The organism is Streptomyces sp. NPDC003036 (assembly GCF_040611175.1).
In the GTDB taxonomy this organism is placed as follows: Bacteria; Actinomycetota; Actinomycetes; order Streptomycetales; family Streptomycetaceae; genus Streptomyces.
The window spans coordinates 87,038-113,819 of record NZ_JBEXNO010000007.1; the positions used below are offsets into that span (position 1 = coordinate 87,038).

A 26,782-nucleotide genomic window follows, 5' to 3' on the forward strand; every position below is an offset into this window, starting at 1 on the left:
GAAGACCTTTCGTCAAGCGGTGATGGGGATGCGGGAGGGGTACGGGTCGGTTCGGTCAGCCGTGCAGGTGCACGGCCCGGTCCGGCGTGCAGGTGCAGGGCCCGGTCAGCCGTGCAGGTGCAGGGCCCAGGCCGTGCAACCAAAGGCCATGGCGTGCAGCAGCGCCCGTACGGTGTTCCACCTGACCCACGCCTCCTCGAACGCGGCGCGGGCGGCGGCGAGTCCGTCGCGGTCGGAGGCGAGGGCGGCCACCTTGTCGAGCGCTTCGTTGAGCGGGACGTTCTGCGTCCCGGTGACGAGGAAGGCCGCGACGTACAGCACGAGTGCCGCGATGACCCAGAAGCGGACGGCTCCGGCGTTCGGCCCGTCCCCGGCCAGGAAGGCCGCGAGAAGCAGCAGGGGCAGGGGCAGCAGGAACGGGAGCAGGAACCAGCCGTTGATGATGGCGCGGTTGATGTTCTGCATGACCTGGACGAAGGCGTGGTCGCCGGAGCGCGCGAGGCCGGGCATCACGGCGTAGGCGAAGGCCGCGAACAGCCCTGCCATCAGCCCGGCCGCGAGCGTGGACGTCGTCAGGGCCACGGTCTGGAGCACTCTCATACGCCGCCCCCAGCGGCCCCGGCGGCGCCCTCGGTCCCGGCGGCGTCCGCGCCCCCGGCGGCCCCGGTGGCCCACTCCACGAACTGAAGGACGACACCGTTGGGGTCGGTGATCTGGAAGAGCCGCTCGCCCCACGGCTCTTCGCGCAGCGGCATGGTGATCTCGACGCCCTCGGCCCGGAGCCTGGCCTCCTCTTCCGCGATGCCACCCTCCAGGGTGAACGCGAGGATCAGCCCGTCGGCGTGCCGGTCGCGCTGGTCGGCCGGCAGCACTTCGGTGCCGCGGCGCAGCAGGACAATGTCGGCCGCGGCGTCGGAACGGCCGAGCGAGGCGAAACCGTCGGCGGCCATCCGCTCCTCGTAGCCGAGGTGTGCGGTGAGGAAGGCGGAGGACGCGGTGACGTCGTCGACGGTGAGCGAGACGGTGGAGGCCGTGATCTGCACGCGAGGTCCTTTGCTCGAAGCCGACGGAGGAACGGACCGCGCCCCCGCCGCCACAAAACTGCGACAGAGGTAAATTTAGACCAGTGGCACGTAGGCCGTCAATATAAATTTGCTACGGATGTAAATTTACGCGTGCCGTGGCCCGCGTCGGCAGGCCCCCGGCTCAGTACCACTGATCGAACGCCAGCTTCGCCACCAGCGAGAAGACGACCACCAGCAGCACCCCGCGCACGAACTCCGCCCCCTTGCTGAGCGCCATCCGCGCCCCCAGCAGCCCGCCCGCCAGGTTGAACACCGCCATGACGGCGGCCAGCTGCCACAGCACGTTCCCCTGGTACGCGAACGTCGCGAGCGCGCCGACGTTCGTGCACACGTTCACGATCTTCGCGGTGGCGGACGCCGTCACCAGGTCCAGATGGAGTACGGCGGTGAGGGCCAGGACCAGGAACGTCCCCGTCCCCGGGCCGAACAGCCCGTCGTAGAAGCCGATCCCGCCGCCCACGAGCACGATGGCCGTGACGACCCGGGCCCGCGTCACGGCACCCTTGACCTCTCCGGTCCCGAAGGACGGCCGCAGCATCACGAAGGCCGCCACACCCAGCAGCACCACCATGATCACCGGACGCAGGACCTCATTGCTGATGCCCCCCGCGAAGAACGCCCCGCCCATGGAGCCGGCCAGCGCCGCCAGTCCCACCCGTACCGCCGTCTTCACCGGGATCCGCACCGAGGCCCGGCGTACGTACGTCACGGCGGCGCCCGTCGTGCCGACGATGGCCACCGCCTTGTTCGTGCCGAGGACCTGCGGGGCCGGGACGTGCGGAACGCCGAGGAGCAGCGCGGGGAGGAGCAGCAGCCCCCCACCGCCGACGACGGCATCGATCCAGCCGGCCAGGAGCGCGGCGGCGCAGAGGAAGAGGACGGTGGTCAGCGATATGTCGTGCATGATCCGACCCTATGGACGGGGGCGGGGCGACGTCCGCGAAACCGCGGAGACTTGAGCTGTCCATGAGGTTCGACGACTCGACGAGGTTCAGCGACTCCATGAGGTTCGGCGACTCGATGAGGTCCCACGACTGGGTGCGACGGCCGTGCCGCCGCCCCAGACGCCTCACCGCTCCCGCTCCCACCCGCTGAGGTCAGCTTTCCGTGCCCGAAACAAACGGGATGCTGCCGGGAAACACCGCCAACGCACGCTGCTGAGCATGAGTTCACGGATCGTGGTGGTCGGCGGAGGCACGGCGGGCGCACGCCTCGCCGAGCGGCTGCCCGTCACCCTGCTCGGCGAGGAGCCGCACACCCCGTACAACAGGGTGCTGCTCGCGGACGTCCTCGCCGGGCGGTACGGGCCCGAGGTCATCGCCCTGCCCTCGCCGCGCGACGGGGGGTCGCGGCACGAGGTGCGGGTGACCGCCGTCGACCGCGCCGCCCGGGTGGTGCACTGCGCGGGAGGCGAGGCGTTCGCGTACGACCGCCTGGTGCTGGCCACCGGCTCGAACCCGGTGCTGCCGCCCCTGCGCGGGCTCGGCGGCGACCGGCTGCCGTCCGGGGTGCACGCCTTCCGCACGCTCGACGACTGCCTGGCGCTGGACGCGCTGGTCGGCCCCGGGGTGCGGGCGGTGGTGATCGGCGGCGGCCTGCTCGGCGTGTCGGCGAGCCGCGCGCTGGCGGCCCGGGGCGCCGAGGTGGTGCTGGCGCAGCAGGGCGAGCACCTGATGGAACGCCAGCTGGACGCGGAGGCGGCGCACATGCTGCGCCGCCATCTGGAGGCGGACCTGGGCGTGGAGGTGCACACCGAGTGCCGCGTCCGCGGCCTGCGGTGCGTGGACGACACGGTCGAAGCGGTGGAACTCGCCGACGGCTTCGTGCTCGACGCGGACGTCGTCGTCATCGCCTGCGGCGTACGGCCGCGCGTCGGCCTCGCCCTTCAGGCGGGTCTCGACGTGCGGCGCGGGATCGTCGTGGACGACCAGCTGCGCACCTCCGACCCGTACATCCACGCCGTCGGCGACTGCGCCGAGCACGACGGCCGGCTCTACGGCCTGGCCGGCGCCGCCCTGGAGCAGGCAGATGTCCTCGCGGACGTCCTTCTGCACGGCACCGGCGCCTACCGCGGCACCCGCGCGCTGACCCGGCTCAGCATGGACGCCCTCGAACTGGCGGCGTTCGGCGAGGCGACGCCGCTGCCCGGTGACGACACCGTGCGGCTGGCCGACGCGACGAGCGGCGCGTACCGGAAGGTCGTCGTCCGCGGCGACCGGCTCGTCGGCGGGGTCCTGCTCGGCGATCTCGGCGCGGTCGGGGCGCTCGCCCGGGCCTGGGAGGGCGACGAGGCCCTGCCGGAAGCGCCCCTGCTCCACCTGCTCACCCATGACGGAGGCTCCTGACATGGCCCACACGCCCAACATGCCGACCACGCCGAACAGGCAGCACACGCCCACCATCGTCCTCATCGGCCACGGCATGGTCGGTCAGCGCTTCCTGGAGGCCCTCGCCGACCGGGGCGTCACCGAGCGGGCCCGGATCGTCGTCTTCTGCGAGGAGCCTCGCCCCGCGTACGACCGGGTCCGGCTCACCTCGTACTTCGACGGCAAGACGCCCGACGACCTGTCCATGGTCGAGGACGGCTTCCTGGCGCGGCACGGCATCGAGCTGCACCTGGACGACCCGGCCGAGACCATCGACCGCGAGGCGCGCACGGTCACTTCCCGCGCCGGCCGCGTGATCGCGTACGACACGCTCGTCCTGGCGACCGGTTCGTTCCCCTTCGTCCCGCCCGTGCCGGGCAAGGACGCGACCGGCTGCTTCGTCTACCGCACGATCGAGGACCTCCTCGCCATCGAGGAGTACGCGAAGACGGCGAGGACCGGCGCGGTGGTCGGCGGCGGGCTGCTCGGCCTGGAGGCGGCGGGCGCGCTCAAGGGGCTGGGCCTGGAGACGCACATCGTGGAGTTCGCGCCGCGCCTGATGCCGGTGCAGGTGGACGAGGGCGGCGGCGCGGCCCTGCTGCGCACCATCGAGAACATGGGCCTCATCGTCCACACCGGCACCGGCACGCAGGAGGTCCTCACCGAGAACGGCGCCGTGACGGGCATGGCCCTGTCCGACGGTTCGACGGTCGCGACCGACATGGTCGTCTTCTCGGCGGGCGTACGTCCCCGGGACCAGCTGGCGCGCGACTGCGGCCTGACGGTCGGCGAGCGCGGCGGCATCGCGGTCGACGAGCGGTGCCGTACGTCGGACCCGGCGGTGTACGCGATCGGTGAGTGCGCCCTCGCGGCCGACGGCCGGGTGTACGGGCTGGTGGCGCCCGGGTACGAGATGGCGCTGACGGCGGCCGCCGCGATCGCCGACGAGCAGGGCCAGACGTTCACCGGCGCCGACACCTCCACCAAGCTGAAGCTGCTCGGCGTGGACGTGGCCTCCTTCGGTGACGCGCACGGCACGGCCGAGGGCTGCCTCGACGTCGTGTACTCCGACTCGCGGGCCGGCGTCTACAAGAAGCTCGTCGTGGACGCGGACGGCGTGCTCCTCGGCGGTGTGCTCGTGGGCGACGCCGAGTCGTACGGCATGCTGCGGCCGATGACCGGCACCAAGCCGCCCGTCGCGCCCGAGCAGCTGGTGCTGCCGGCGGGCGCGGGGGCGCCGGTGACGCTCGGCCCGTCCGCCCTCCCCGACGACGCGATCATCTGCTCCTGCCACAACGTCACCAAGGGCGCCATCTGCGCCTGCTCGTCGCTGCCCGAGGTGAAGAAGTGCACCAAGGCGGGCACGGGCTGCGGCAGCTGCGTGAAGGTGATCCAGCAGCTGCTGCCGAAGCCCGCCGACACCGGCATGTGCGGCTGCTTCTCGTACACGCGCAGCGAGCTGTTCGAGATCGTCCGCACCATGCGCTTCACGTCGTACGGGCAGCTGCTCGACTCGCACGGGCGGGAGGAGGCGCGCGGCGGCGAGGGGTGCGAGATCTGCAAGCCGGCCGTGGCGTCGATCCTGGCGAGCCTGCACAACGAGTACATCCTCGACGGCGAGCGCGCCGCGCTCCAGGACACCAACGACCACTTCCTGGCGAACATGCAGCGCAACGGCTCGTACTCGATCGTGCCGCGCATCCCGGGCGGTGAGATCACCCCGGAGAAGCTGATCGTGATCGGCGAGGTGGCCCGCGACTTCGGCCTCTACACCAAGATCACGGGCGGGCAGCGGATCGACCTCTTCGGTGCCCGGGTCGACCAGCTGCCGGCGATCTGGGCGCGACTGGTCGACGCGGGCTTCGAGTCGGGGCACGCGTACGGCAAGTCGCTGCGCACGGTGAAGTCGTGCGTGGGCCAGACCTGGTGCCGCTACGGCGTGCAGGACTCGGTGAAGATGGCGATCGACCTGGAGCTGCGCTACCGGGGCCTGCGCGCCCCGCACAAGCTCAAGTCGGCCGTCTCCGGCTGCGCGCGCGAGTGCGCCGAGGCCCAGTCGAAGGACTTCGGCGTGATCGCCACGGCCAACGGCTGGAACTTGTACGTCGGCGGCAACGGGGGTGCCACGCCCCGCCACGCGGACCTGCTCGCGCAGGACCTGTCGGACGCGGAGCTGATCCGGCTGATCGACCGGTTCCTGATGTTCTACATCCGCACCGCCGACCGCCTCGAGCGCACGGCGACCTGGCTGGAGCGGCTGGAGGGCGGCCTGGACCACCTCCGCGACGTGATCGTGCACGACAAGCTCGGCCTCTGCGACGAGCTGGAGGCGCAGATGGCCGCGCACGTCGCGAGCTACCACGACGAGTGGGCCGAGACCCTGAACGACCCCGAGCGCCTGCGCCGGTTCGTCTCCTTCGTCAACGCTCCGGACGCCCCGGACCCGTCGGTGAAGTTCGTGCCGGAGCGCGGCCAGATCAAGCCGGACCTGACCGTCCTGACGCTGGAACCCCTGGAAGGAGCTTCCGCCCGATGATGCTCGAACTCTCCTACGACGACGCCTGGCTGCCGATCTGCGAGGCCGCGGCGCTGACGCCGGGGCGCGGCATGGCGGCGCTGCTGCCCGACGGACGCCAGGTGGCGCTGTTCCAGGACCGGGCGGGCCGGTGGTACGCGGTCGACAACCGGGACCCCTTCACGGGTGCCCAGGTGCTGGCGCGGGGGCTCCTCGGCTCGGCGGCCGGCCGGCCGTTCGTGGCGTCGCCGCTGCTGAAGCAGCGCTTCGACCTGGAGACGGGGCGGTGCCTGGACGACGAGGAGGTCGCGGTGGCGGTCTTCCCGGTGCGGACGCGGGAACTGGCCGCAGTTTCTTGACCATTCGTTCCAGATCGACTTAGAGTTCCGTCCGTGGCCAGGACCAAGGAATTCGATCCGGACGCCGCACTCCAGGCAGCCCTCGAGCTGTTCTGGGAGCGCGGTTACGAAGCGACGTCGATGGCGGACCTCGTGGACCGCCTCGGCATCGGCCGCGCCAGCATCTACGCCACCTTCGGCAACAAGCACGAGCTGTACCTGAAGGCCATGGACCGGTATGCCGAGACCCGCGAGCCCTCCCTGCTGGCGCAACTGTCGCAGCCGGGTCCGGCGCTGCCGGCGGTCCGGGCGCTGGTGCGGGCGTTCGCGGCCGAGGCGTCCTCGGACGAGAAGCGGCTGACCGGCTGCTTCTTCACCAACACGGCCGCCGAGCTGGCGCCGCGCGACCGGGCCGCGACGCACCGGGTGGAGCTCAGCTGGGAGCACGTCGAGACCGCGCTGCACTCGGCGCTGCTGCGCGCCCGCGCCCAGGGCGAGCTTGCGGCCGGCCGCGAGCCCCGCGCCCTGGCGCGGATGCTGCTGGTCCTGCTCCAGGGCATCCGGGTGGTCGGGAAGGTGTCCTCCGACCCGGCCCGGGTCCGCGAGGCGGCGGAAGCGGCGCTGGCCCAGCTGGACTGACGGACCGAAGAGCCGGCCACATGGAGAGCAAGCCCCTGCGGGGGCTTGTTTTTCGCCCCAATAATGGAACGTACGGTCAAAAAAGGAGTCGCCCAGCATGTCCCCCTCGACCCGTTTCCGCGGCAGCACCGTCCTCGTCACCGGCGCGGGCTCCGGCCTCGGCCGGGCCATCGCGCTCGCCTTCGCCGCCGAGGGCGCCTCGGTGGCCGTGGCCGGGCGCACCGCGGCGCCCCTGGACGAGACGGTCGCCCTGATCGAGAAGGAGGGCGGCACGGCGGCCGCCTTCACCGCCGATGTGAGCCGCGCCGACGACGTAAGCGCCCTGGTGCGGCGTACCGTCGAGCGCTTCGGCGGCTTGGACGTGGCGGTCAACAACGCCGCCGTGCTGCGCGGCGCGGGCAGCCCGGTCGGCGACCTCGACCCGGCGGACTGGCAGGCCATGCTCGACATCAACGTCAGCGGAGTGCTGTACGCGCTCCAGGCCGAGATCGCCCACATGCGGGCGCACGGCGGCGGCGCGATCGTCAACGTCAGCTCCAATTTGGGGGCGCACGTCCGCGTGCCGGGCACCGGCGGCTACGCGGTCGGCAAGGCCGCCGTCTCCGTGCTGACCCGCATCGCCGCCCTCGACCACATCGGGGACGGCGTCCGGATCAACACGGTCAGCCCCGGCGCCTCCGAGGCCCCGATGTCCCTGCTGCCCGGCGAGACCCACGAGGAGCGGGCGGCCCGGCTGACCACGCCTCTCGGCCGGCTGACCTCCGCGCGGGAGGTCGCCGACGCCGTGCTGTACCTGGCGTCCCCGGCCGCGGGCTCGGTGGTCGGAACCGATCTGGTGGTGGACGGCGGCGCCGCGGCGTAACGCACCGGCCGACGCGGGTCTCAGCCCTGGACGGCCGACGGGTCCATCCACATGACCTCCCACAGGTGGTGGTCCGGGTCCTGGAAGGAGCGGCCGTACATCATGCCGTAGTCCTGGGGGTCGTTGGCCGGGGAGCCACCGGCCGCCAGGGCGGCGTCGGCCAGCTCGTCCACCTTCTCTCGGGAGTCGGCGCTCAGCGCGATGATCGCCTCGGTCGACGTCCGCGCGTCGGCGATCTCCTTCTTCGTGAAGTCCTTGAAGCGCTCCTCGGTGAGGAGCATCGCGAAGATGGTGTCGCTGAAGACGAGGCAGGCGGCGTGCTCGTCGGTGAACTGCTCGTTGAAGGAGTAGCCGAGCTTGCCCCAGAAGGCCTTGGAGACCTCCAGGTCCTTGACGGGCAGGTTCACGAAGATCATCTGAGGCATGTCATCCATCCGTTCGGTGTGGTTCCCGTGTGCTTTCGAGGGGTAGACCGGGCCCTCCGTGAAAACTCATCGCTCCCTCGAAGCCCTCTCGGAAAAAATCTCCCTCACGTTGCGGGGCCTCGCACCCCGGCCTAGGTGGCGTCATGAGCCCCGGGAGAGGTCACGAACGATCGGACCCGACCGGAAAAGGCCGGAAGTCGACCACCCGCCCGGGTGCCCGCCGCTTCCCCTTCACCGGTTGTTGATGCACCGTCAATGCAGGACCCACGCGGGAGTTCTAGGTTCCTCCAAGCGCGCGCGACCCCGCCGGCCGTCCGGCGGCGGGGCAGGCTCACACCCCCTCCTGGAGTGACAAGTGGAACGTCGCAGTTTCCTGCGCGGAGCGGTCATCGGCGGTACGTCCGCCGCCTTCGGCTTCACCCTGATGCGCGGCGCGGCCTACGCGGCGCCCGCCCAGCCGGGCCCGGGCCCGTACGGGGCGCTCGGCGCGGCGGACGCCAACGGCATCCGGCTGCCCAGCGGCTTCACCAGCCGGGTGATAGCCCGGTCCGGCCAGAAGGTCGGCTCCACCTCGTACACCTGGCACAACGCGCCGGACGGCGGCGCCTGTTTCGCGGACGGCACCGGCTGGATCTACGTCTCCAACTCCGAGATCTCCTCCACGGGCGGCGCGAGCGCGATCAAGTTCTCCGCGACCGGCGCCATCACCGGCGCGTACCGCATCCTCTCCAACACCAACCGCAACTGCGCGGGCGGCGCGACGCCGTGGAACACCTGGCTGTCCTGCGAGGAGGTGGACACGGGCTACGTCTACGAGACCGACCCCTGGGGCGTGAAGGCCGCCGTGCGCCACCCCGCCATGGGCCGCTTCAACCACGAGGCCGCGGCCGCCGACCCGGTCCGCAAGGTGATCTACCTGACCGAGGACAAGTCGGACGGCTGCTTCTACCGCTTCGTCCCCGCCACGTGGGGCGACCTGTCCTCCGGCACGCTCCAGGTCCTCAAGGCGGGCACCGCCACGTCGGGCACCTTCACCTGGGCCAACGTGCCCGACCCCGACGGCTCCCCCACCGCCACCCGCAGCCAGGTGTCCGGCGCGAAGAAGTTCAACGGCGGCGAGGGCTGCTACTACGCCAACGACACCGTCTGGTTCACCACCAAGGGCGACAACCGCCTCTGGCGGCTCAACCTCACCGCCAACACCTACGAGCTGGCCTACGACGACTCGCTCGTCACCAGCGGCACCGCCCCGCTGACCGGCGTGGACAACGTCACCGGCGCGTCCTCCGGCGACCTGTACATCGCGGAGGACGGCGGCTCCATGGACATCTGCGTCGTCACCCCGGACGACGTCGTGGCGCCGTTCCTGCGCATCGAGGGCCAGTCCGGTTCGGAGATCTGCGGGCCGGCCTTCTCGCCGGACGGCAAGCGGCTGTACTTCTCCAGCCAGCGGGGTACGACGGGCAGCTCGTCGGGCGGCATCACCTACGAGGTGACGGGCCCGTTCCGGGCGTAACTCCGCCGCCGCTGCTGCTGCTGCTGGGGGATCCGGCCGTACTGGGCGCCGCCGTGCAGGAGGGCGGCGCCCAGCGGCGTCAGCGTGTGCAGGACGGAGCTGCCCTGGCGCAGCGTGACCACCAGGCCCGCTTCGCGCAGCACGCCCGCGTGCTGGCTGGCGGAGGCGAGCGACACCCCGGCCCGGCGGGCCAGTTCGCTGGTCGTGCCGCCGTGGCCGATGGCCTTCAGGACGGCGGAGCGGGTGTGCCCGACGAGCCGGCCCAGTGACGACGACGCTGCGCCGCCGCCGGCCGGCTCCCCGGCCGCCGGGGCGTCGGAGTGCGTCACCGGGTACACCAGCACCGGCGGCAGCCCCGGGTCGCGGTAGACGACCGGGGTGCCCCGGCAGAAGAACGACGGCTGGAGCAGCAGCCCCCGCCCGTCGAGGTACAGGTCCCGGTCGACCGGATAGTCCGCCTCCAGCACGGGCGAGCGCCAGCGCAGCGTCGGCGGCAGGGAGGCGAGCAGCTCGTCGGCGCCGCCGTCGAGCAGCGCCCTGCCGCGCACGGCACGATCGGCCTCCACGCGGGACTGGATGTACGTCCAGTACGGCTCGATGGCGGCGCGGTGGTAGCCGCGCAGCGCCCCCAGCAGCCGGCTGAACGGCTCGGGGCGGCCCTCCACGAGCCCGGCGACCCAACCGGGCAGCGGCGCCGCGCCGGGCCGCGAGGCGGCCAGCAGGGCCAGCTCGGTGCCGATCCGGGCGGGCGGGGTCTCCCGTACGGCCTCCAGGGCCGTGTCGAGGCCGCCGAGCCCCTCGGGGGGCGTCAGGAAGTCCGGGAAATAGCCCCGCTGCGGGACGAGTGCCCCCAGCAACCGTGTTTCACCGTTCAACCGCGTGCGGGTTTCCGAGCGCCATTCTCCGTAGACGAGGGCACCACGCCGGTCCCGCAATCGGTGAAAGCTGAGGACTGTTTCCCACAACACATCCGGCCGGGCCGCCATCCGAACCCCGGCAAGGTCGGCCCCGGTGAAATGTATACGCAGCACTGAACCCCCACCTGTTGCATCCGCAATCACCCCCCACCACTGAGTATGCACGCCATCACAGCACGTCACCACGGCATTTCAGCCACAGTTGAAACGCATCGCGCAGGCAGGGTGTAAACCGAAAAGCTGTACGCCGTCGGACGGGAAACCTTCCGGACCGAGGTGACGTGGTGAAGACCGTGGGGGGCTTCGCGCGTCCGGCGGCGGTCCTGACAGGTTGCGGCTCTCCTGTCCGGCAGGGGTAATGGGGCGCGGTCGGCGGGTGGGGATCCGGTGGCCGCGCTCCGCCCTTTGTTTGCGGCACGAATGGCGCAATTCGAGCGGACACCTGAAGTCCGTCCTTCAACAGCCCGGAATTCAACCGGTTGTAACGCCGCAGGAATACTCGACAGCACCCGGACGAAATACGACGGGGCGGACACCTCCGCACAAGGTGTCCGCCCCGTCTCTCTTGCGACCCGGAGCCGCCGCCGATCGGTGAGGGTCGGGGACCAACGGCGGCTCCGGTGACTCGGGGCCCTGCCGTCCGGCCGGGGAGGCCGGGACGGTCGGGCCTGGCGCGGCCTCAACGGCCGCCGGCCTCAGCGGCTGTCGCTGCCCGACGACTGCGCCGCGGCCCGGCCCGCCTCCAGGCGCGCCACCGGGATCCGGAACGGCGAGCAGGAGACGTAGTCGAGGCCCACCTCGTGGAAGAAGTGCACCGACTCGGGGTCGCCGCCGTGCTCACCGCACACACCGAGCTTGATGTCGGGGCGGGTGGCGCGGCCGGCCTCGACCGCGTGGCGCACGAGCGCGCCGACGCCGTCCTTGTCGATCGTCTCGAACGGGCTGACGCCGAAGATGCCCTTCTCCAGGTACGCGGTGAAGAAGCTCGCCTCCACGTCGTCCCGGGAGAAGCCCCACACCGTCTGGGTGAGGTCGTTGGTGCCGAAGGAGAAGAACTCGGCGCACTCGGCGATCTGTCCGGCGGTCACGGCGGCGCGCGGCAGCTCGATCATCGTGCCGAGCGCGAGCTTCAGCTCCACACCGGTCTGGGCCTGCACCTCGGCGATGACCTGCTCGGCCTCGTCGCGGACGAGCTCCAGCTCCTGCACGGTCCCGACGAGCGGGATCATGATCTCCGCGCGCGGGTCGCCCTTCGCCTCGATGCGCTGGGCCGCGGCCTCCGCGATGGCCCGCACCTGCATGGTGAACAGGCCGGGGATGACCAGGCCGAGGCGGACGCCGCGCAGACCCAGCATCGGGTTCTGCTCGTGCAGCCGGTGCACGGCCTGGAGCAGGCGCAGCTCGTTCTCGTGCGGCTCCTTGCGGGCCTCGGCGAGGGCGACGCGCACCGACAGCTCGGTGATGTCGGGCAGGAACTCGTGCAGCGGCGGGTCGAGGAGGCGGACCGTGACCGGCAGGCCGTCCATCGCCTCGAACAGCTCGACGAAGTCCTGCTTCTGGAGCGGCAGCAGGGCCTTGAGGGCGTCCTCGCGCTCCGCGTCCGTGTCGGCGAGGATCAGGCGCTCGACGTACTCGCGGCGCTCGCCGAGGAACATGTGCTCGGTGCGGCACAGGCCGATGCCCTGCGCGCCGAAGCGGCGGGCGCGCAGCGCGTCCTCGGCGTTGTCGGCGTTGGCGCGTACGCGCAGCCGGCGTACTCGGTCCGCGTACGCCATGATCCGGTGCACGGCCTGGACCAGCTCGTCGGCGTCGTCGGCGCCCGCGTGCATGCGGCCCTCGAAGTACTCGACGACCGGCGACGGCACGACCGGGACCTCGCCGAGGTACACCTTGCCGGTGGAGCCGTCGATGGAGACGACGTCGCCCTCCTCCACGACGTGCCCGCCGGGCACGGTCATGCGGCGGCGCTTGGTGTCGACCTCGAGCTCCTCGGCGCCGCAGACACAGGTCTTGCCCATGCCGCGCGCGACGACGGCCGCGTGGGAGGTCTTGCCGCCCCGCGAGGTGAGGATGCCCTCGGCGGCGATCATGCCGTCCAGGTCGTCCGGGTTGGTCTCGCGGCGGATCAGGATGACCTTCTCGCCGGACCGGGACCACTTGACGGCGGTGTACGAGTCGAAGACGGCCTTGCCGACGGCCGCGCCCGGGGAGGCGGCGATGCCGCGGCCGACCTGCTGGACCTCGGCCTTCTCGTCGAAGCGCGGGAACATCAGCTGCGCGAGCTGGGCGCCGTTGACGCGCTGGAGCGCCTCCGCCTCGTCGATGAGGCCCTGGTCGACGAGCTGCGTCGCGATCCGGAAGGCCGCACCGGCGGTGCGCTTGCCGACGCGGGTCTGGAGCATCCACAGCTGGCCGCGCTCGATGGTGAACTCGATGTCGCAGAGATCCTTGTAGTGGTTCTCCAGCGTCTCCATGATCTGCATCAGCTGGTCGTACGACTTCTTGTCGATCGACTCGAGGTCGGCCAGCGGCACGGTGTTGCGGATACCGGCGACGACGTCCTCGCCCTGGGCGTTCTGGAGGTAGTCGCCGTAGACGCCCTGGTGGCCGGAGGCGGGGTCGCGGGTGAAGGCGACACCGGTGCCCGAGTCGGGGCCGAGGTTGCCGAAGACCATGGAGCAGACGTTGACCGCCGTGCCGAGGTCGTGCGGGATGCGCTCCTGGCGGCGGTACAGCTTCGCGCGGTCGCCGTTCCAGGAGTCGAAGACGGCCTTGATGGCGAGGTCCATCTGCTCGCGCGGGTCCTGTGGGAAGTCGCGTCCGGCCTCGGCCTTGACGATCTTCTTGAACTGCTTGACCAGCTTCTTGAGGTCGCCCGCGTCGAGGTCGGTGTCGACGGTGACCTTCTTGGCGGCCTTGGCCTCCTCGAGGGCCTCCTCGAAGAGCTCGCCGTCCACCCCGAGGACGGTCTTGCCGAACATCTGGATCAGGCGGCGGTACGAGTCCCAGGCGAAGCGCTCGTCGCCGGCCTGCTGGGCGAGGCCCTCGACGGACTTGTCGGAGAGCCCGATGTTGAGGACGGTGTCCATCATGCCGGGCATCGAGAACTTCGCGCCGGAGCGGACGGAGACGAGGAGGGGGTTGTCGGCCTGGCCGAGCTTCTTGCCCATCTTCTTCTCGAGCGCGTCGAGGTGCGCGGTGACCTCGTCCCTCAGCTCGACCGGCTCGTCGCCGCTCTCGAGGTAGACCTTGCAGGCCTCGGTGGTGATGGTGAAGCCCGGAGGGACGGGGAGACCCAGGTTGGTCATCTCGGCGAGGTTGGCACCTTTTCCGCCGAGCAGGTCCTTGAGGTCCTTGTTGCCCTCGGTGAAGTCGTACACGAACTTCTGATCTTTGATTTCCGACACGGGTCTCGACTCCTCGAGGACTCGGTGGCTGCCCTGACGGCGAGGAACATACCCAGATCGAAGGCTTCTGGGTACGTCCACTTACCCGTCATACGGCCTTAACCACCCGTCCGCCAGCAGATCGCAGGTAACCCGCCAGTAACATGCAAGGGGTTCAATCCTTCACTCTCTGAACACCACTTGACCGAAAGCTGGCCCTGAGCGCTCATGTGAGCACCCACTCAGGCAGGTGAGTTCAACTCTTGAACGCAAGAAGGGTGGCACTGAGTGCCACCCTTTGAAAAGTGCAGTCGCTTCGCATGCGCTCATCTGAGCGCAACCCCTATCAGGGGTGGCGAGAATCACGCGCGCCGATCACCGGAAATTCCAGCATCCGGACCGCCGGTCGGACCCGCGACAGCAGCCCCTCAGCCCCCCGACGTGTCCAGCTCCGCCTCCGCGCCCACCACCGCGGAGCAGTCGTACGGGTCCTTGAGCCAGCCGTCCGGCAGGACGACCCGGTTGTTGCCGGACGTCCGCCCGCGCGGCCCGTCCGCGCCCAGCGGCCACCCCTGCTCCAGGTCCAGCTCGCTCAGCTGAGCGCGCAGCTCGTCCAGCGACGACGTCACCGCCAGCCGCTTGCGCATCTCCGAGCCCACCGCGAAGCCCTTCAGGTACCAGGCCACGTGCTTGCGGAAGTCGATGACGCCCCGCGTCTCGTCCCCGATCCACTCCCCCAGCAGCTGCGCGTGCCGCACCATCACGTCCGCGACCTCGCGCAGCGTGGGCGCCGCCGACTCCCCCGTACCCTCGAACGCGCTGACCAGGTCGCCGAAGAGCCACGGCCGGCCCAGGCAGCCGCGCCCGACCACGACACCGTCGCAGCCGGTCTCGCGCATCATCCGCTTGGCGTCCTCGGCGCACCAGATGTCGCCGTTGCCCAGCACGGGGATCTCGGGCACGTGCTCCTTCAGCCGGGCGATGGCGTCCCAGTCCGCCGTGCCGCCGTAGTGCTGGGCGGCCGTGCGGCCGTGCAGGGCGATGGCGGTCACGCCCTCCTCGACGGCTATGCGCCCCGCGTCGAGGTACGTGATGTGGTCGTCGTCGATGCCCTTGCGCATCTTCATGGTGACCGGCAGGTCACCAGCGCCTGTGACGGCCTCGTTCAGGATCGCCCGCAGCAGCGGGCGCTTGTACGGCAGGGCGGATCCGCCGCCCTTGCGGGTGACCTTCGGCACGGGGCAACCGAAGTTCAGGTCGATGTGGTCGGCCAGGTTCTCGTCGACGATCATCCGGACCGCCTTGCCGACCGTCACCGGGTCGACCCCGTACAGCTGGATCGACCGAGGCGTCTCGCTCTCGTCGAAGTGGATCAGCTGCATGGTCTTCTCGTTGCGCTCGACCAGCGCCCGCGTGGTGATCATCTCGCTCACGAACAGCCCCTTCCCGCCGCTGAACTCGCGGCACAGGGTGCGGAACGGAGCATTCGTGATGCCGGCCATCGGCGCGAGCACCACCGGCGGCTGCACGACGTGCGGCCCGATGGAGAGAGGACTGAACGCGGTCATGCCCCCCATTGTCACCCACCCGCACGCACACCCCGCCTGACGCCCGGCACCCCCGTGACGCGCGGCACATCCTGGAGGCGGTACACCGTGGAGGCGGTACACCGTGGAGGCGGTACACCGAAGGGCCCGGGCGATCCGCCCGAGCCCTTCCGTCCCCCGTACGCGCAGTCCCGTACGCGCGGCGTCAGCTCTCCTGCTGCTTGCCTTCCGCCCGCTCGCGCATCTTGCGCAGCAGCTCCTGCTTCTGGTCGGCGGCCGCCCTGCGGTCGGCGGCGCGCGCCGGCGCGGAGCCCTGCTGGTCGGCGCGGGACAGCTTCTTGCGCTGTCCGCCGACCCCGAGAAGGTTGTTACGGCTCTTGGCCACGGTGTCTCCCAATGGGGTGAGAAGTGATCGGAACGTCGTACCTGGGGGGATCTCACTCGTAGATCTGGAAGAGCCACATGCCGTCGACGTTAACCGCCGCCGCCCCGCCTCGCATCAGCTTTTCGGCTTGGCCACCGCCCCCCACGGGCGTCCCGGCTTGTACGGCTGGACGGGCGGCGCGTCGATCGTGCCGTCCGGCTGGATCTTCGGCAGCGCCGTCTGCGGCCGGGGCAGCAGCGCGCGCTTGAGGTCCTGGTTGCCTTGCTTGTCCAGGCCGTACAGCGCGTCGTAGATGTTGCGCACGGCCGGACCCGAGGCCCCGGAGCCCGTACCACCCTGCGCGATCGTCATGACGATCGCGTAGTCCTTGGTGTACGTGGCGAACCACGACGTCGTCTGCTTGCCGTAGACCTCGGCCGTACCGGTCTTGGCGTGCATCGGGATCTTGTCCTGCGGCCAGCCGCCGAACCGCCAGGCGGCGGTGCCGCGCGTGGCGACCCCGGCGAGGGCGTCGCCCATCTGCTCCAGCAGCTTCCTGTCGACCGGGAGCTTGCCGTGCGCCTTCGGCTTGATCTCGTCGATCCGCTTGCCGTCCGGGCTGACGATCGCCTTGCCGACGCTCGGGGTGTAGAGCGTGCCGCCGTTGGAGAGCGCGGCGTAGATGGCGGCCATCTGGATCGGCGTGACGAGCGTGTCGCCCTGCCCGATGGAGTAGTTCACGGAGTCACCGGCGCGCAGGTCCTTGAAGGAGACGCAGTTCTCGTACGCGATCCGCTCCGTGTACGAGCCGTTCTTCTTGCCCTGCTCGCACCAGGCGTCCTTGTTGGCCTCCCAGTAGTCCTGCTTCCACCGGCGGTCGGGGACCCGGCCCTTGACCTCGTTGGGAAGGTCGATGCCGGTCTCCTTGCCGAGCCCGAACTGGCGGGCGGTGGTGTAGAAGACGTCCTTGGCGTTCTTCTTCGGCTTGGTGCCGCCGTCCTTGCGCCACTCCTCGTGCGCCAGCCGGTAGTACACGGTGTCGCAGGAGACCTCGAGGGCGCGGCCGAGGTCGATCATGCCGTAGCCCTTCGACTCGAAGTTCGAGAAGGACCGGTCGCCGATGGAGTACGAGCTGGAGCAGTCGTAGCGGCCGTTGAACCGGTATCCGGCGTTGACGGCCGCCGTGGTCGGGATGACCTTGAAGATCGATCCGGGGGCCGACTGGCCCTGGATGGCCCGGTTGAGCAGCGGGAAGTTGGACTTCTCGCCGGTGAGCTTGGCGTAGTCCTTGGCGGATATGCCGCCGACCCAGGCGTTGGGGTCGTAGTCCGGCAGCGAGGCCATGGCCACGATGCGGCCGGTCTTGGCCTCCATGACCACGACGGCGCCGGAGTCGGCCTCGTACTTCCGCTTCGTGTTGCGGTCGAACTCCTTGCGGGCGGCCTTCATCGCCTCGTTGAGCTCGTACTCGGCGACGGCCTGCACCCGCGCGTCGATGGAGGTGACGACGTTGGAGCCGGGCCGGGCCGGGTCGCGCCGGGCCTCGCCGAGGACGCGGCCGAGGTGGTCGACCTCGTACCGCGTGATGCCGGCCTTGCCGCGCAGCTCCTTGTCGTACGTGCGCTCCAGGCCGGAGCGGCCGACCTGGTCGGAGCGGAGGAACGGCGAGTCGCTGTGCTTCGCCTTCTCGATCTCCTGGTCCGTGACGGGCGAGAGGTAGCCGAGGACCTGCGCGGTGCGAGCGCCGCCGGGCGCGGTGTAGCGGCGCACTGCGGTGGGTTCGGCGGTGATGCCCGGGAAGTCCTCGGCGCGCTCGCGGATCTGGAGGGCCTGCTTGGGCGTTGCCTCGTCGGTGACGGGGATCGGCTGGTACGGCGAGCCGTTCCAGCAGGGCTGCGGGGTGTCGGCGTCGCAGAGGCGGACCTTGTCCATGACCTCCTTCGGCTCCATGTCGAGCACGCCCGCGAGCCGGGTCAGGACGCCCTTGCCGTCGTCCTTCATCTTCATCAGCTCGGTACGGGAGGCCGACACGACCAGCCGCGTCTCGTTGTCGGCGAGCGGTACACCGCGCGCGTCGAGTATCGAGCCGCGCACGGCGGGCTGGACGACCTGCTGCACGCGGTTGCGGGACGCCTCCTCGGCGTACTCCTGGCCGTTGCGGATCTGCATGTACCAGAGGCGGCCGCCGAGGGTCAGCAGCAGGGAGAACACCAGCACCTGGAGGACGACGAGTCGTATCCGCACGCGCGGAGTGCGCCCGGTCTCCGGAATGTTGGTCACGTGTACCGCTCCCCCCTGCCCAGCCCTGCCTGTGTCCCGAGCTTAGGTGACGCCAAGATCCACCCACGGCCCGGCCCCCGCCCTCCTCAACCGGCCGACGGGCGCGTACGAAACGGGCGCCCGCCCCCTGAGGGAGCGGGCGCCCGCGGCGCGGTGCGACGAGTGCGTCAGCAGCCGATGAGGCGGCTCGCGAGGTAGCCCTGGATCTGGTCCAGGGAGACGCGCTCCTGCTTCATGGTGTCGCGCTCGCGCACGGTCACCGCGTTGTCGTCGAGGGTGTCGAAGTCGACGGTGACGCAGAACGGCGTGCCGATCTCGTCCTGGCGGCGGTAGCGGCGGCCGATGGCGCCCGCGTCGTCGAACTCGATGTTCCAGTTCTGGCGCAGGTCGGTGGCGAGGCCCTTGGCCTTCGGCGACAGCTGCGGGTTGCGGGAGAGCGGCAGCACCGCGACCTTGACCGGCGCGATGCGCGGGTCGAGGCGCATGACGGTGCGCTTCTCCATGACGCCCTTGGCGTTCGGGGCCTCGTCCTCGTTGTACGCGTCGAGGAGGAACGCCAGCATCGTGCGGCCGACACCGGCGGCGGGCTCGATGACGTACGGCGTCCAGCGCTCGCCGGCCTCCTGGTCGAAGTACGACAGGTCCTGGCCGGACGCCTTGGAGTGGGCGCTCAGGTCGTAGTCGGTGCGGTTGGCGACGCCCTCGAGCTCGCCCCACTCGTTGCCGCCGAACTGGAAGCGGTACTCGATGTCGGCGGTGCGCTTGGAGTAGTGGGAGAGCTTCTCCTTGGGGTGCTCGTACCAGCGCATGTTCTCCTCACGGAGACCCAGGCCCGTGTACCAGTTCCAGCGCTGCTCCATCCAGTATTCCTGCCACTGCTCGTCCTCGCCCGGCTTGACGAAGAACTCCATCTCCATCTGCTCGAACTCGCGGGTGCGGAAGATGAAGTTGCCCGGAGTGATCTCGTTCCGGAAGGACTTGCCCATCTGCGCGATGCCGAACGGCGGCTTCTTGCGCGAGGTCTGCTGCACCTGCGCGAAGTTGGTGAAGATGCCCTGGGCGGTCTCGGGGCGCAGGTAGGCGACGGAGCCGGAGTCCTGGGTCGGGCCGAGGTGCGTGGAGAGCAGGCCGGAGAACTGCTTGGGCTCGGTGAAGGTGCCCTTGTTGCCGCAGTTGGGGCAGTTGAGGTCGGCGAGGCCGTTCTCGGGGAGGCGGCCGTGCTTCGCCTCGTACGCCTCCTCCAGGTGGTCGGCGCGGAAGCGCTTGTGGCAGGAGGTGCACTCGGTGAGCGGGTCGGTGAAGGTGGCGACGTGGCCGGAGGCCTCCCAGACCTCGGGGGCGAGGATCACCGACGAGTCGAGACCGACGACGTCCTCACGCGAGGTGACCATGTAACGCCACCACTGGCGCTTGATGTTCTCCTTCAGCTCGACACCCAGCGGCCCGTAGTCCCAGGCGGCGCGCTGTCCGCCGTAGATCTCGCTGCAGGGGTAGACGAAGCCACGGCGCTTGCTCAGGCTGACGATGGTGTCGATCTTGTCGGCGGCCACGGTGCTCTCTTCAGTACGACGATGAGGAAGGGCGAATGCTTCAGATTAGCGGCGCGCGGGGGCTCTGGATCAAATCGGGGGTGGGCTGGGCCACATACCACGTTTGTTGACAATCGTTTCCACTTTTGATGAAAATGAATCCCATGAACGTACGACGCCGCCTCATACCCACCACCGCCGTCACCGGAGCCGTGATCCTCGGCCTGGTCACGCTCTCCGCCTGCTCGGACGCGTCCGGCGCCGGCGGCAAGGGGAACGGCGGCAAGCTGGACGTGGTGGCGTCCTTCTACCCCATGCAGTTCCTGGCCGAGCAGATAGGCGGCGACCACGTCACCGTCAACACGCTCACCAAGCCGGGTGTCGAGCCGCACGACCTGGAGCTCAAGGCGAGCCAGGTCCGCGAGCTGGGGCAGGCGGACTACGTCCTCTACCTCAAGGGCATCCAGCCCGCCGTCGACGAGGCGATCCAGCAGGCGGGCGTCAAGAACACGGTGGACGCCGCGACCCTCACCAAGCTGGAGGCGCACGGCACCGAGACCGGCGGCCACGACCACGGCCACGAAGAGGGCCACGCGGAAGAAGGCCACGCGGAAGAGGGCCACGGCGAAGAGGAAGCGGGCGCCGACCCGCACATCTGGCTGGACCCGGTGAAATACGCCGAGGTCGCCAAGGGCGTCGGCGCCTCCCTGGAGAAGGCCGACCCGGCCCACGCCGCCGACTACAAGAAGAACACCGCGGAGCTGGTGAAGAAGCTCGACGCCCTCCACGTGACGTTCGACCAGGGCCTGAAGAACACCTCCACCCGCACCTTCATCACCACCCACTCCGCCTTCGGCTACCTCGCCGAGCGCTACAAGCTGGACCAGGAGGGCATCTCCGGCATGGACCCCGAGTCCGAGCCGAGCCCCGCCCGGATCAAGGAGCTGCGCGACACCGCGAAGGCGGAGAAGGTCACGACCGTCTTCTTCGAGACGCTCGCCAGCGACAAGACCGCGAAGACCCTCGCGAAGGACGCCGGCCTGAAGACGGACGTCCTGGACCCGCTGGAGGGAATCACGGACAAGTCCAAGGGCGCTGACTACATCGAGGTGATGGAGTCCAACCTCGCGGCGCTGAAGAAGGCCCTCGGCGCCAAGTGACATCCCCCGCACGTCAAGCACGCAACGGAGGCAGCGACGTGAGCATCGACGTGAGCAGCGAGCCCGTCATATCCGTCCGCGAGGCCACCGCCACCCTGGGCGCCCGCCCCGTGCTGCGCGGCATCGACCTCACCGTGCACCGCGGTGAGGTCGTCGCCCTGCTCGGCGCGAACGGCTCGGGCAAGTCGACCGCCGTCCGCTCGGTGATCGGCCAGGTCCCGCTCACCGGCGGGTCCGTCGCCCTCTTCGGTACGGAGCTGAGGCGCTTCCGCGACTGGGCGCGCGTCGGCTACGTACCGCAGCGCACGACCGCCGCGAGCGGGGTGCCGGCGACCGTCCGCGAGGTGGTCTCCTCCGGGCGCCTGTCGCGTACGAGGCTGAGGTGGCCGTCCAGGGCCGACAAGGCGGCCGTGGAGCGGGCCATCGCGCTCGTGGGGCTCGCCGACCGCGCCAAGGACTCCGTCGGCGCCCTGTCCGGGGGCCAGCACCAGCGGGTGCTGATCGCCCGGGCGCTCGCCTCCGAGCCCGACCTGCTGATCATGGACGAGCCCATGGCGGGCGTCGACCTGGCCAGCCAGGAGGTGCTCGCCTCGACGCTGCGCGAGCAGGTCGCGGGCGGCACGACCGTCCTGCTCGTGCTGCACGAGCTGGGCCCGCTGGAGCCGCTGATCGACCGCGCGGTCGTGCTGCGCGACGGCTGCGTGGTCCACGACGGGCCGCCGCCCGAGGCCGTCGGCCAGCACGCGCTGCCCGGCCACGACCACGTACATCCGCACGCGGCCCACGAGCCGCTCCGCACGGGACTGCTGACCTGATCATGGACCTCCTGCACGACACCTTCATGCAACGGGCGCTCCTCGCGGCCGTCCTGGTCGGCATCACCGCTCCCGCCGTCGGCATCCACTTGGTGCAGCGCCGCCAGGCCCTGATGGGCGACGGCATCGGCCACGTCGCCATGACGGGCGTCGGCCTCGGCTTCCTGATGTCCGCCAACCCGGTGTGGATGGCCACGCTGGTGGCGGTCGCCGGCGCCGTGACGATGGAGCTGATCCGGACGTACGGGCGCACGCGCGGCGACATCGCGCTGGCGCTGCTCTTCTACGGCGGCATGGCCGGCGGCGTCATGCTGATCAACCTCTCCCCGACCGGCTCGAACGCCAACCTCGTCTCGTACCTCTTCGGCTCCCTGTCGACGGTCTCGGACGAGGACGTCGTCGCGATGTGCGTGCTGGCGTCCTTCGTGCTGCTGGTCACCCTGGGGCTGCGGCGCCAGCTCTTCGCGATCAGCCAGGACGAGGAGTTCGCGCGCGTGACCGGCCTGCCGGTGCGCACGCTCAATCTGCTGGTCGCGATCACCGCCGCGGTCACCGTGACGGTGGCCATGCGGGTGGTCGGTCTGCTGCTGATCAGCGCGCTGATGGTGGTCCCGGTCGCGGCCGCGCAGCAGCTGTCGCGCAGCTTCCGTACGACGTTCGCGGGGGCGGTGCTCATCGGTACGGGCGTGACGCTGGCCGGCACGGTCACCACGTACTACAACGACGTGCCGCCGGGTGCGACGATCGTGCTGATGGCCATCGCGGTGTTCGTCGTCCTGACCGCCCTGGCCACCCCGCTGGCCCGGCGCCGCGCCCGGGCGGCGGAGCGGCCCGCGCCGCAGGGCTGCGACCTCGACGTCGCCCCCGCGGACGACGTCAAGGCGGCGAAGGGCTGAGTACGGTCTGCCGGGCCCCGCGGGACGGCCTGGCAGAATGGCCCGACGGACTGGACGACTTTCCGAGCGGGCCGAGGCTAAGGAGGCACCTGTGGCGACGGCTGGACCTACCGGCGTACGCGGCCGGTCGACCCGACAGCGAGCCGCCGTTTCGGCGGCGCTGAACGAGGTGGACGAGTTCCGCAGCGCGCAGGAGCTGCACGACATGCTCAAGCACCGCGGCGACTCCGTGGGCCTGACGACGGTCTACCGCACCCTGCAGTCGCTCGCCGACGCGGGGGAGGTGGACGTGCTGCGCACCAGCGACGGCGAGGCCGTCTACCGCCGCTGCTCCTCGGGCGAGCACCACCACCACCTGGTGTGCCGCGTCTGCGGCAAGGCGGTCGAGGTCGAGGGCCCGGCGGTCGAGCAGTGGGCGGAGACGATCGCGGCGGAGCACGGCTTTGTGAACGTGGCGCACACGGTGGAGATCTTCGGCACGTGCACGGAGTGCGCGGCGTCGCTGAAGGACGACGCCTGACCGGACCCCGCGCACATGAGTGAAGCCCTTGGCCATGGCCAGGGGCTTCACTCATGCCGCCTCGACGTTCAGAGGTCGTAGCAGCGGTACGTACCGTCGTCGTCGCGCCCCACGCTGTTGTGGTCCCAGCAGTGCAGCACCGGCCCCAGCGTGTACACCCGCCACGCCAGCAGCAGGACCACGCAGGCGGTCGCGGCCTGGGCGAGGCGGGAGCGGACCCCCGCCAGCACCAGTCCGGCGGCCGCCACCACGACCGCGAAGACGCCGACGGCGATCACGGGGATCGTGAGGTTCTGCCGCAGTCCGGGGAAGGACTCCATCTCGATGGTCCCCCCGAAGCTGAAGGCCATCACCAGCAGGGCGAACAGGAACAGCGCGATCGCGACGAGCCTGTGCACCCAGATCACGCCTGCGGGCTCCGCTCGCCGCCCTCGTCCTGGCGGCCCTGCATCGCCAGCAGCTCCTCGTTGGGGATGGCCCCGCCGAAGCGGCGGTCGCGCTGGGCGTACTCCAGGCAGGCCCGCCACAGGTCGCGGCGGTCGAAGTCGGGCCACAGCACGTCCTGGAAGACCATCTCGGCGTACGCGCTCTGCCAGATCAGGTAGTTGGAGGTGCGCTGCTCGCCGCTGGGCCGCAGGAACAGGTCCACGTCCGGCATGTCCGGGTAGTACAGGTACTTCTGGATCGTCTTCTCGCTGACCTTCGACGGGTCGAGCCTGCCCGCCTTCACGTCCTCGGCGATCCGCTGCGCCGCGTCCGCGATCTCCGCGCGACCGCCGTAGTTCATGCAGAAGTACAGCGTGAGGCGGTCGTTGCCCTTGGTCTGCTCCTGGGCGATCTGGAGCTCCTGGGCCACCGACTTCCACAGCTTGGGCATCCGGCCCACCCAGCGGACCCGGATGCCGAGCTCGTCGAGCTGGTCGCGGGTCTTGCGGATGAAGTCCCGGTTGAAGTTCATCAGGAAGCGCACCTCGTCCGGGGAGCGCTTCCAGTTCTCGGTGGAGAAGGCGTACAGCGAGATGGCGCCGACGCCCATCTCGATGGCCCCCTGGAGCACGTCCAGCACGCGCTCGGCACCGACCTTGTGGCCCTCGGTACGCGGCAGGCCGCGGTCCTTCGCCCAGCGGCCGTTGCCGTCCATGACGATCGCCACGTGCTTGGGCACCAGCTCGCCGGGGAACTTCGGCGGGCGCGCGCCCGACGGGTGCGGCTCGGGGTCCTTGTAGTCGCGGCGGGACCGGCCCAGGAATCCGCGTCGTGCCATGCGCTCCATCTCCTACTTCCTCTTGTTCACTTCTCCACGTACCGGAGGGAGCGCAGCCCCCGCTCCAGGTGCCAGTGCAGATACGCGGACACCAGTCCGCTCCCCTCCCTGACGTGGCGCGGCTCGCACGCGTCCGCCGTCTCCCAGTCGCCGGTCAGCAGCGCGCTGAGCAGGCCCACGGCCTCCGCAGAGGGTACGACGCTGCCGGGGACCCGGCAGTCGCCGCAGATGACCCCGCCCGCAGCGACCGAGAAGAATCGGTTCGGCCCGGGGAGCCCGCACCGGGCGCAGTCCTCGAACGACGGCGCGTAGCCGTTGACGGCGAGGGAGCGGAGCAGGAAGGCGTCGAGGATCAGATTCGGCGCGTGCTCGCCGCGCGCGAGGGTCCGCAGCCCGCCGATGAGCAGCAGGTACTGCTGCACGGCGGGCTCGCCCTCATGGTCCGTGAACCGCTCGGCGGTCTCCAGCATGGCCGTCCCGGCGGTGTAGCGGGCGTAGTCGGTGACGATGCCGCTGCCGTACGGGGCGATCGTCTCGCTCTGCGTACACAGCGGCAGCCCGCGCCCGACGAGCTCGCTGCCCCGCGCGAAGAACTGCACGTCGACGTGGCTGAAGGGCTCCAGCCGCGCCCCGAACTTGGACTTCGTCCGCCGTACGCCGCGTGCGACGGCCCGCACGCGCCCGTGCCCGCGCGTGAGGATCGTGATGATGCGGTCCGCCTCGCCCAGCTTCTGGGTGCGCAGCACGATGCCGTCGTCGCGGAACAGGGTCATGGGGCCATTGTCCCGTACGCGGCGGGCCACCGGGGCCGGGGCCGGGTCTCATGGGCCCGGCCACGTGGCCGGGGTCACGGCACTTCGCCCCGGCTGCGGGCGTTCGCGTACGCCGTCGCCGCGCTGAGCCGCTCCGCGTCCGTCGCGGGCCGCACCCCCTCCGCAGGACACTCCCACTCGCGTCCGCCGCCGTACGGTCTCAGCTGGAGGTGCGGACCCTCGTGGCCCGTCACGCGGCCCACACGCCCCGTACTGATCTCCACGACGTACGACCCCACGAGCACGTTCATTCCCGGATCCCTTCCCCCGACATCACGGCGGCCCACCGGCGCGCCGTCCGGTGCCGCGCGCAATTCGGTCACCGCCTCCATGGCCTGGGCGGGTTCGGTTCCCGCCATCGCCGGCCGCTTCGCTTCTTCCATCGCCAACCCCGTCCTTTCCCCGTCTATTTCCCGCTTTCTGCCCTCGCGGTGACGGCCCATCCGTAACATCGGCAGATGTTGGCTCGAGGCAAAGGCCCACCACTCCGGGGGAGTTAATCCATGGCCAATGCCAGGCCCGATGCCGGGCCATCAGGGCGAACACGGCGCCGGACCGGGCCACAGCGGCCTCGTCTAGGCTGCGCGGCGTGAACGAACCACTGGTCTCCTGCTCCTGTTGCGGAGAAGCGCTCCCGGACGAGCGGCGCATCGACGTCCGGTTCAACCTGCCGGACGCTGCTCTGACGGCTCCGCGGGAGGCGCTGCACTGCCCCGGGCCCGATGCCCTGCTCCGTGTGGACGGTGCCGGGTCCTTCGTACGCTGCCTGCTGCCGGTCCGGCTCAGCCACGAGACCGAGCTGGTTCTCGGGGCCTGGCTGGCGGTCGACGACGCCGTCTTCCAGCACCTCCACGCCGTCTGGGACGACCCCGCCTACGCGGAGGTGGAGCTGCGGGGGACCATCGCCAACGCGATCAAGCCGTGGGGCGAGGAGTTGCGGGGTGCGCGGGTCACCGCCCGCGTGGCCGACCCGGAAGAGCTTCCGTACCTCGTCGCCGGTCACGACCCGACGGCCGCGCGCGTCCTGGAGGAGACCTGGGACCGCGATCTGGTGCTCAGCCGCTTCCCGCATCAGCTGCCCGTCGCCGTGCGCACCGACCTCGGCGCGCACTGGTCCGTGGAGCGCACGGCGGGGCTGACCGCCAGGTACGCGGACGGCGCGGACCAGTTCGCCGGGCCGGGGCGCAGCGTGGCCGTCACGGTGTTCGAGGACGACGCGCCGGGACGCACCCCTGAGGACTTCCTGGCCGCGCTGCTCGACGGCGCCCCGGACACGCTGCCCGGGCAGCGGCTCACGGAGCGCCTGCCGGGCGGGGTGCGCTACGCGTTCTGGCGCACCCCGGCGGACCATGGCGGGGAGCGGCACGAGTTCTACGGATTCATGGCACCGACCGGCTCCACGGCCGCCGGGGTGTTCTGCACCCACGAGTCGGCGGACGACCTCGCCTGGGCACAGGGGGTGTGGCGCTCCCTGCGCTGGGACGGCGGTACGGACACCCCCTAGGCCGTGTCCGCAAAGTCCCGTCTGCCCGGCGGGCGGACGACG

25 protein-coding genes are annotated in these 26,782 nt (G+C 70.7%); 11 read left to right on the forward strand and 14 right to left on the reverse strand.

All coding sequences use genetic code 11. The features are described 5' to 3' along the window. Positions 1-105: 105 nt before the first annotated feature. The 3 genes from ABZX67_RS07415 to ABZX67_RS07425 all read right to left on the reverse strand — a co-directional run bounded on the left by ABZX67_RS07415 (position 106) and on the right by ABZX67_RS07425 (position 1,989). Entirely contained in the window at positions 106-600 is a 495-nt protein-coding gene (locus ABZX67_RS07415) for a DUF1772 domain-containing protein (protein WP_355355828.1), read from the reverse strand. Continuing rightward, positions 597-1,043 (reverse strand): VOC family protein, encoded by a 447-nt coding sequence (locus ABZX67_RS07420; protein ID WP_355355830.1) that lies wholly within the window; start codon positions 1,041-1,043, stop codon positions 597-599. The genes ABZX67_RS07415 and ABZX67_RS07420 overlap by 4 nt, the downstream gene beginning before the upstream one ends. Positions 1,044-1,206: 163 nt before the next feature. After that, positions 1,207-1,989, reverse strand: coding sequence for a TSUP family transporter (locus ABZX67_RS07425; protein ID WP_355355832.1), 783 nt, complete (start codon positions 1,987-1,989; stop codon positions 1,207-1,209). A 259-nt stretch (positions 1,990-2,248) separates the two neighbouring features. Here ABZX67_RS07425 and ABZX67_RS07430 point away from each other — a divergent pair, with 259 nt between their 5' ends. From ABZX67_RS07430 to ABZX67_RS07450, 5 genes are all read left to right on the forward strand, one after another. Continuing rightward, on the forward strand, positions 2,249-3,430 hold the full coding sequence (locus ABZX67_RS07430; protein WP_355355834.1) for an FAD-dependent oxidoreductase: 1,182 nt from the start codon (positions 2,249-2,251) through the stop codon (positions 3,428-3,430). Positions 3,431-3,449: 19 nt separating this feature from the next. Further along, positions 3,450-5,987: a nitrite reductase large subunit NirB gene (gene nirB / locus ABZX67_RS07435; RefSeq protein WP_355356009.1), complete on the forward strand. Its 2,538-nt coding sequence runs from the start codon at positions 3,450-3,452 to the stop codon at positions 5,985-5,987. Next, positions 5,987-6,325, forward strand: a complete 339-nt coding sequence (gene nirD, locus ABZX67_RS07440) for a nitrite reductase small subunit NirD (RefSeq protein WP_355356011.1) — start codon at positions 5,987-5,989, stop codon at positions 6,323-6,325. The genes nirB and nirD overlap by 1 nt, the downstream gene beginning before the upstream one ends. A gap of 33 nt (positions 6,326-6,358) precedes the next feature. Then, positions 6,359-6,943 (forward strand): helix-turn-helix domain-containing protein, encoded by a 585-nt coding sequence (locus tag ABZX67_RS07445; protein ID WP_355355836.1) that lies wholly within the window; start codon positions 6,359-6,361, stop codon positions 6,941-6,943. Positions 6,944-7,040: 97 nt separating this feature from the next. Further along, entirely contained in the window at positions 7,041-7,805 is a 765-nt protein-coding gene (locus tag ABZX67_RS07450) for an SDR family oxidoreductase (protein ID WP_355355839.1), read from the forward strand. Between the two features lie 20 nt (positions 7,806-7,825). On the opposite strand, the gene ABZX67_RS07455 is transcribed toward ABZX67_RS07450, so the two are convergent. Beyond that, on the reverse strand, positions 7,826-8,230 hold the full coding sequence (locus ABZX67_RS07455; RefSeq protein WP_355355841.1) for a VOC family protein: 405 nt from the start codon (positions 8,228-8,230) through the stop codon (positions 7,826-7,828). 355 nt (positions 8,231-8,585) lie between these two features. Here ABZX67_RS07455 and ABZX67_RS07460 point away from each other — a divergent pair, with 355 nt between their 5' ends. After that, a complete protein-coding gene (locus ABZX67_RS07460) occupies positions 8,586-9,746 on the forward strand; it encodes an alkaline phosphatase PhoX (protein ID WP_355355843.1) in 1,161 nt (386 codons plus the stop codon). Here ABZX67_RS07460 and ABZX67_RS07465 read toward each other — a convergent pair. The 6 genes from ABZX67_RS07465 to ABZX67_RS07490 all read right to left on the reverse strand — a co-directional run bounded on the left by ABZX67_RS07465 (position 9,716) and on the right by ABZX67_RS07490 (position 19,790). Further along, positions 9,716-10,777, reverse strand: coding sequence for a winged helix-turn-helix domain-containing protein (locus ABZX67_RS07465; RefSeq protein WP_355355845.1), 1,062 nt, complete (start codon positions 10,775-10,777; stop codon positions 9,716-9,718). The genes ABZX67_RS07460 and ABZX67_RS07465 overlap by 31 nt on opposite strands. 581 nt (positions 10,778-11,358) lie before the next feature. Beyond that, positions 11,359-14,070 (reverse strand): pyruvate, phosphate dikinase, encoded by a 2,712-nt coding sequence (gene ppdK, locus ABZX67_RS07470; protein WP_355355847.1) that lies wholly within the window; start codon positions 14,068-14,070, stop codon positions 11,359-11,361. 407 nt (positions 14,071-14,477) lie between these two features. Continuing rightward, the gene (gene dusB / locus ABZX67_RS07475; RefSeq protein ID WP_355355849.1) at positions 14,478-15,617 is read right to left on the reverse strand and encodes a tRNA dihydrouridine synthase DusB; all 1,140 of its coding nucleotides are present in this window, start codon (positions 15,615-15,617) and stop codon (positions 14,478-14,480) included. 184 nt (positions 15,618-15,801) lie between these two features. Continuing rightward, positions 15,802-15,981 (reverse strand): DUF6243 family protein, encoded by a 180-nt coding sequence (locus tag ABZX67_RS07480; RefSeq protein ID WP_355355851.1) that lies wholly within the window; start codon positions 15,979-15,981, stop codon positions 15,802-15,804. A gap of 114 nt (positions 15,982-16,095) precedes the next feature. Beyond that, positions 16,096-18,240, reverse strand: a complete 2,145-nt coding sequence (gene mrdA, locus ABZX67_RS07485; RefSeq protein ID WP_355355853.1) for a penicillin-binding protein 2 — start codon at positions 18,238-18,240, stop codon at positions 16,096-16,098. A gap of 167 nt (positions 18,241-18,407) precedes the next feature. Next, positions 18,408-19,790: a glycine--tRNA ligase gene (locus ABZX67_RS07490; RefSeq protein ID WP_355355856.1), complete on the reverse strand. Its 1,383-nt coding sequence runs from the start codon at positions 19,788-19,790 to the stop codon at positions 18,408-18,410. A gap of 143 nt (positions 19,791-19,933) precedes the next feature. Between ABZX67_RS07490 and ABZX67_RS07495 the strand changes: the two genes are divergently transcribed. The 4 genes from ABZX67_RS07495 (at position 19,934) to ABZX67_RS07510 (ending at position 23,160) form a co-directional block, all read left to right on the forward strand. Further along, positions 19,934-20,929 carry a metal ABC transporter substrate-binding protein gene (locus ABZX67_RS07495; RefSeq protein ID WP_355355858.1) on the forward strand — a complete coding sequence of 332 codons (996 nt, stop codon included), beginning with the start codon at positions 19,934-19,936 and terminating at the stop codon, positions 20,927-20,929. A gap of 38 nt (positions 20,930-20,967) precedes the next feature. Next, a complete protein-coding gene (locus ABZX67_RS07500) occupies positions 20,968-21,744 on the forward strand; it encodes a metal ABC transporter ATP-binding protein (protein ID WP_355355860.1) in 777 nt (258 codons plus the stop codon). Beyond that, positions 21,741-22,640: a metal ABC transporter permease gene (locus ABZX67_RS07505; RefSeq protein WP_355356012.1), complete on the forward strand. Its 900-nt coding sequence runs from the start codon at positions 21,741-21,743 to the stop codon at positions 22,638-22,640. Before ABZX67_RS07500 ends, ABZX67_RS07505 begins: the two co-directional genes overlap by 4 nt. Positions 22,641-22,731: 91 nt before the next feature. Further along, on the forward strand, positions 22,732-23,160 hold the full coding sequence (locus ABZX67_RS07510; protein ID WP_355355862.1) for a transcriptional repressor: 429 nt from the start codon (positions 22,732-22,734) through the stop codon (positions 23,158-23,160). A 68-nt stretch (positions 23,161-23,228) separates the two neighbouring features. Here ABZX67_RS07510 and ABZX67_RS07515 read toward each other — a convergent pair whose 3' ends face one another. The 4 genes from ABZX67_RS07515 to ABZX67_RS07530 form a co-directional block, all read right to left on the reverse strand. After that, entirely contained in the window at positions 23,229-23,567 is a 339-nt protein-coding gene (locus ABZX67_RS07515) for a hypothetical protein (protein ID WP_355355864.1), read from the reverse strand. Next, on the reverse strand, positions 23,564-24,424 hold the full coding sequence (locus ABZX67_RS07520) for an isoprenyl transferase (RefSeq protein ID WP_355355866.1): 861 nt from the start codon (positions 24,422-24,424) through the stop codon (positions 23,564-23,566). Before ABZX67_RS07520 ends, ABZX67_RS07515 begins: the two co-directional genes overlap by 4 nt. A 26-nt stretch (positions 24,425-24,450) precedes the next feature. After that, the gene (gene recO / locus ABZX67_RS07525; protein WP_355355868.1) at positions 24,451-25,197 is read right to left on the reverse strand and encodes a DNA repair protein RecO; all 747 of its coding nucleotides are present in this window, start codon (positions 25,195-25,197) and stop codon (positions 24,451-24,453) included. 74 nt (positions 25,198-25,271) lie between these two features. Next, positions 25,272-25,487, reverse strand: a complete 216-nt coding sequence (locus ABZX67_RS07530) for a hypothetical protein (RefSeq protein WP_355355870.1) — start codon at positions 25,485-25,487, stop codon at positions 25,272-25,274. 338 nt (positions 25,488-25,825) lie between these two features. Between ABZX67_RS07530 and ABZX67_RS07535 the strand changes: the two genes are divergently transcribed. Further along, positions 25,826-26,740, forward strand: coding sequence for a DUF2199 domain-containing protein (locus tag ABZX67_RS07535; RefSeq protein WP_355355872.1), 915 nt, complete (start codon positions 25,826-25,828; stop codon positions 26,738-26,740). The last annotated feature ends 42 nt before the right edge of the window (positions 26,741-26,782 follow it).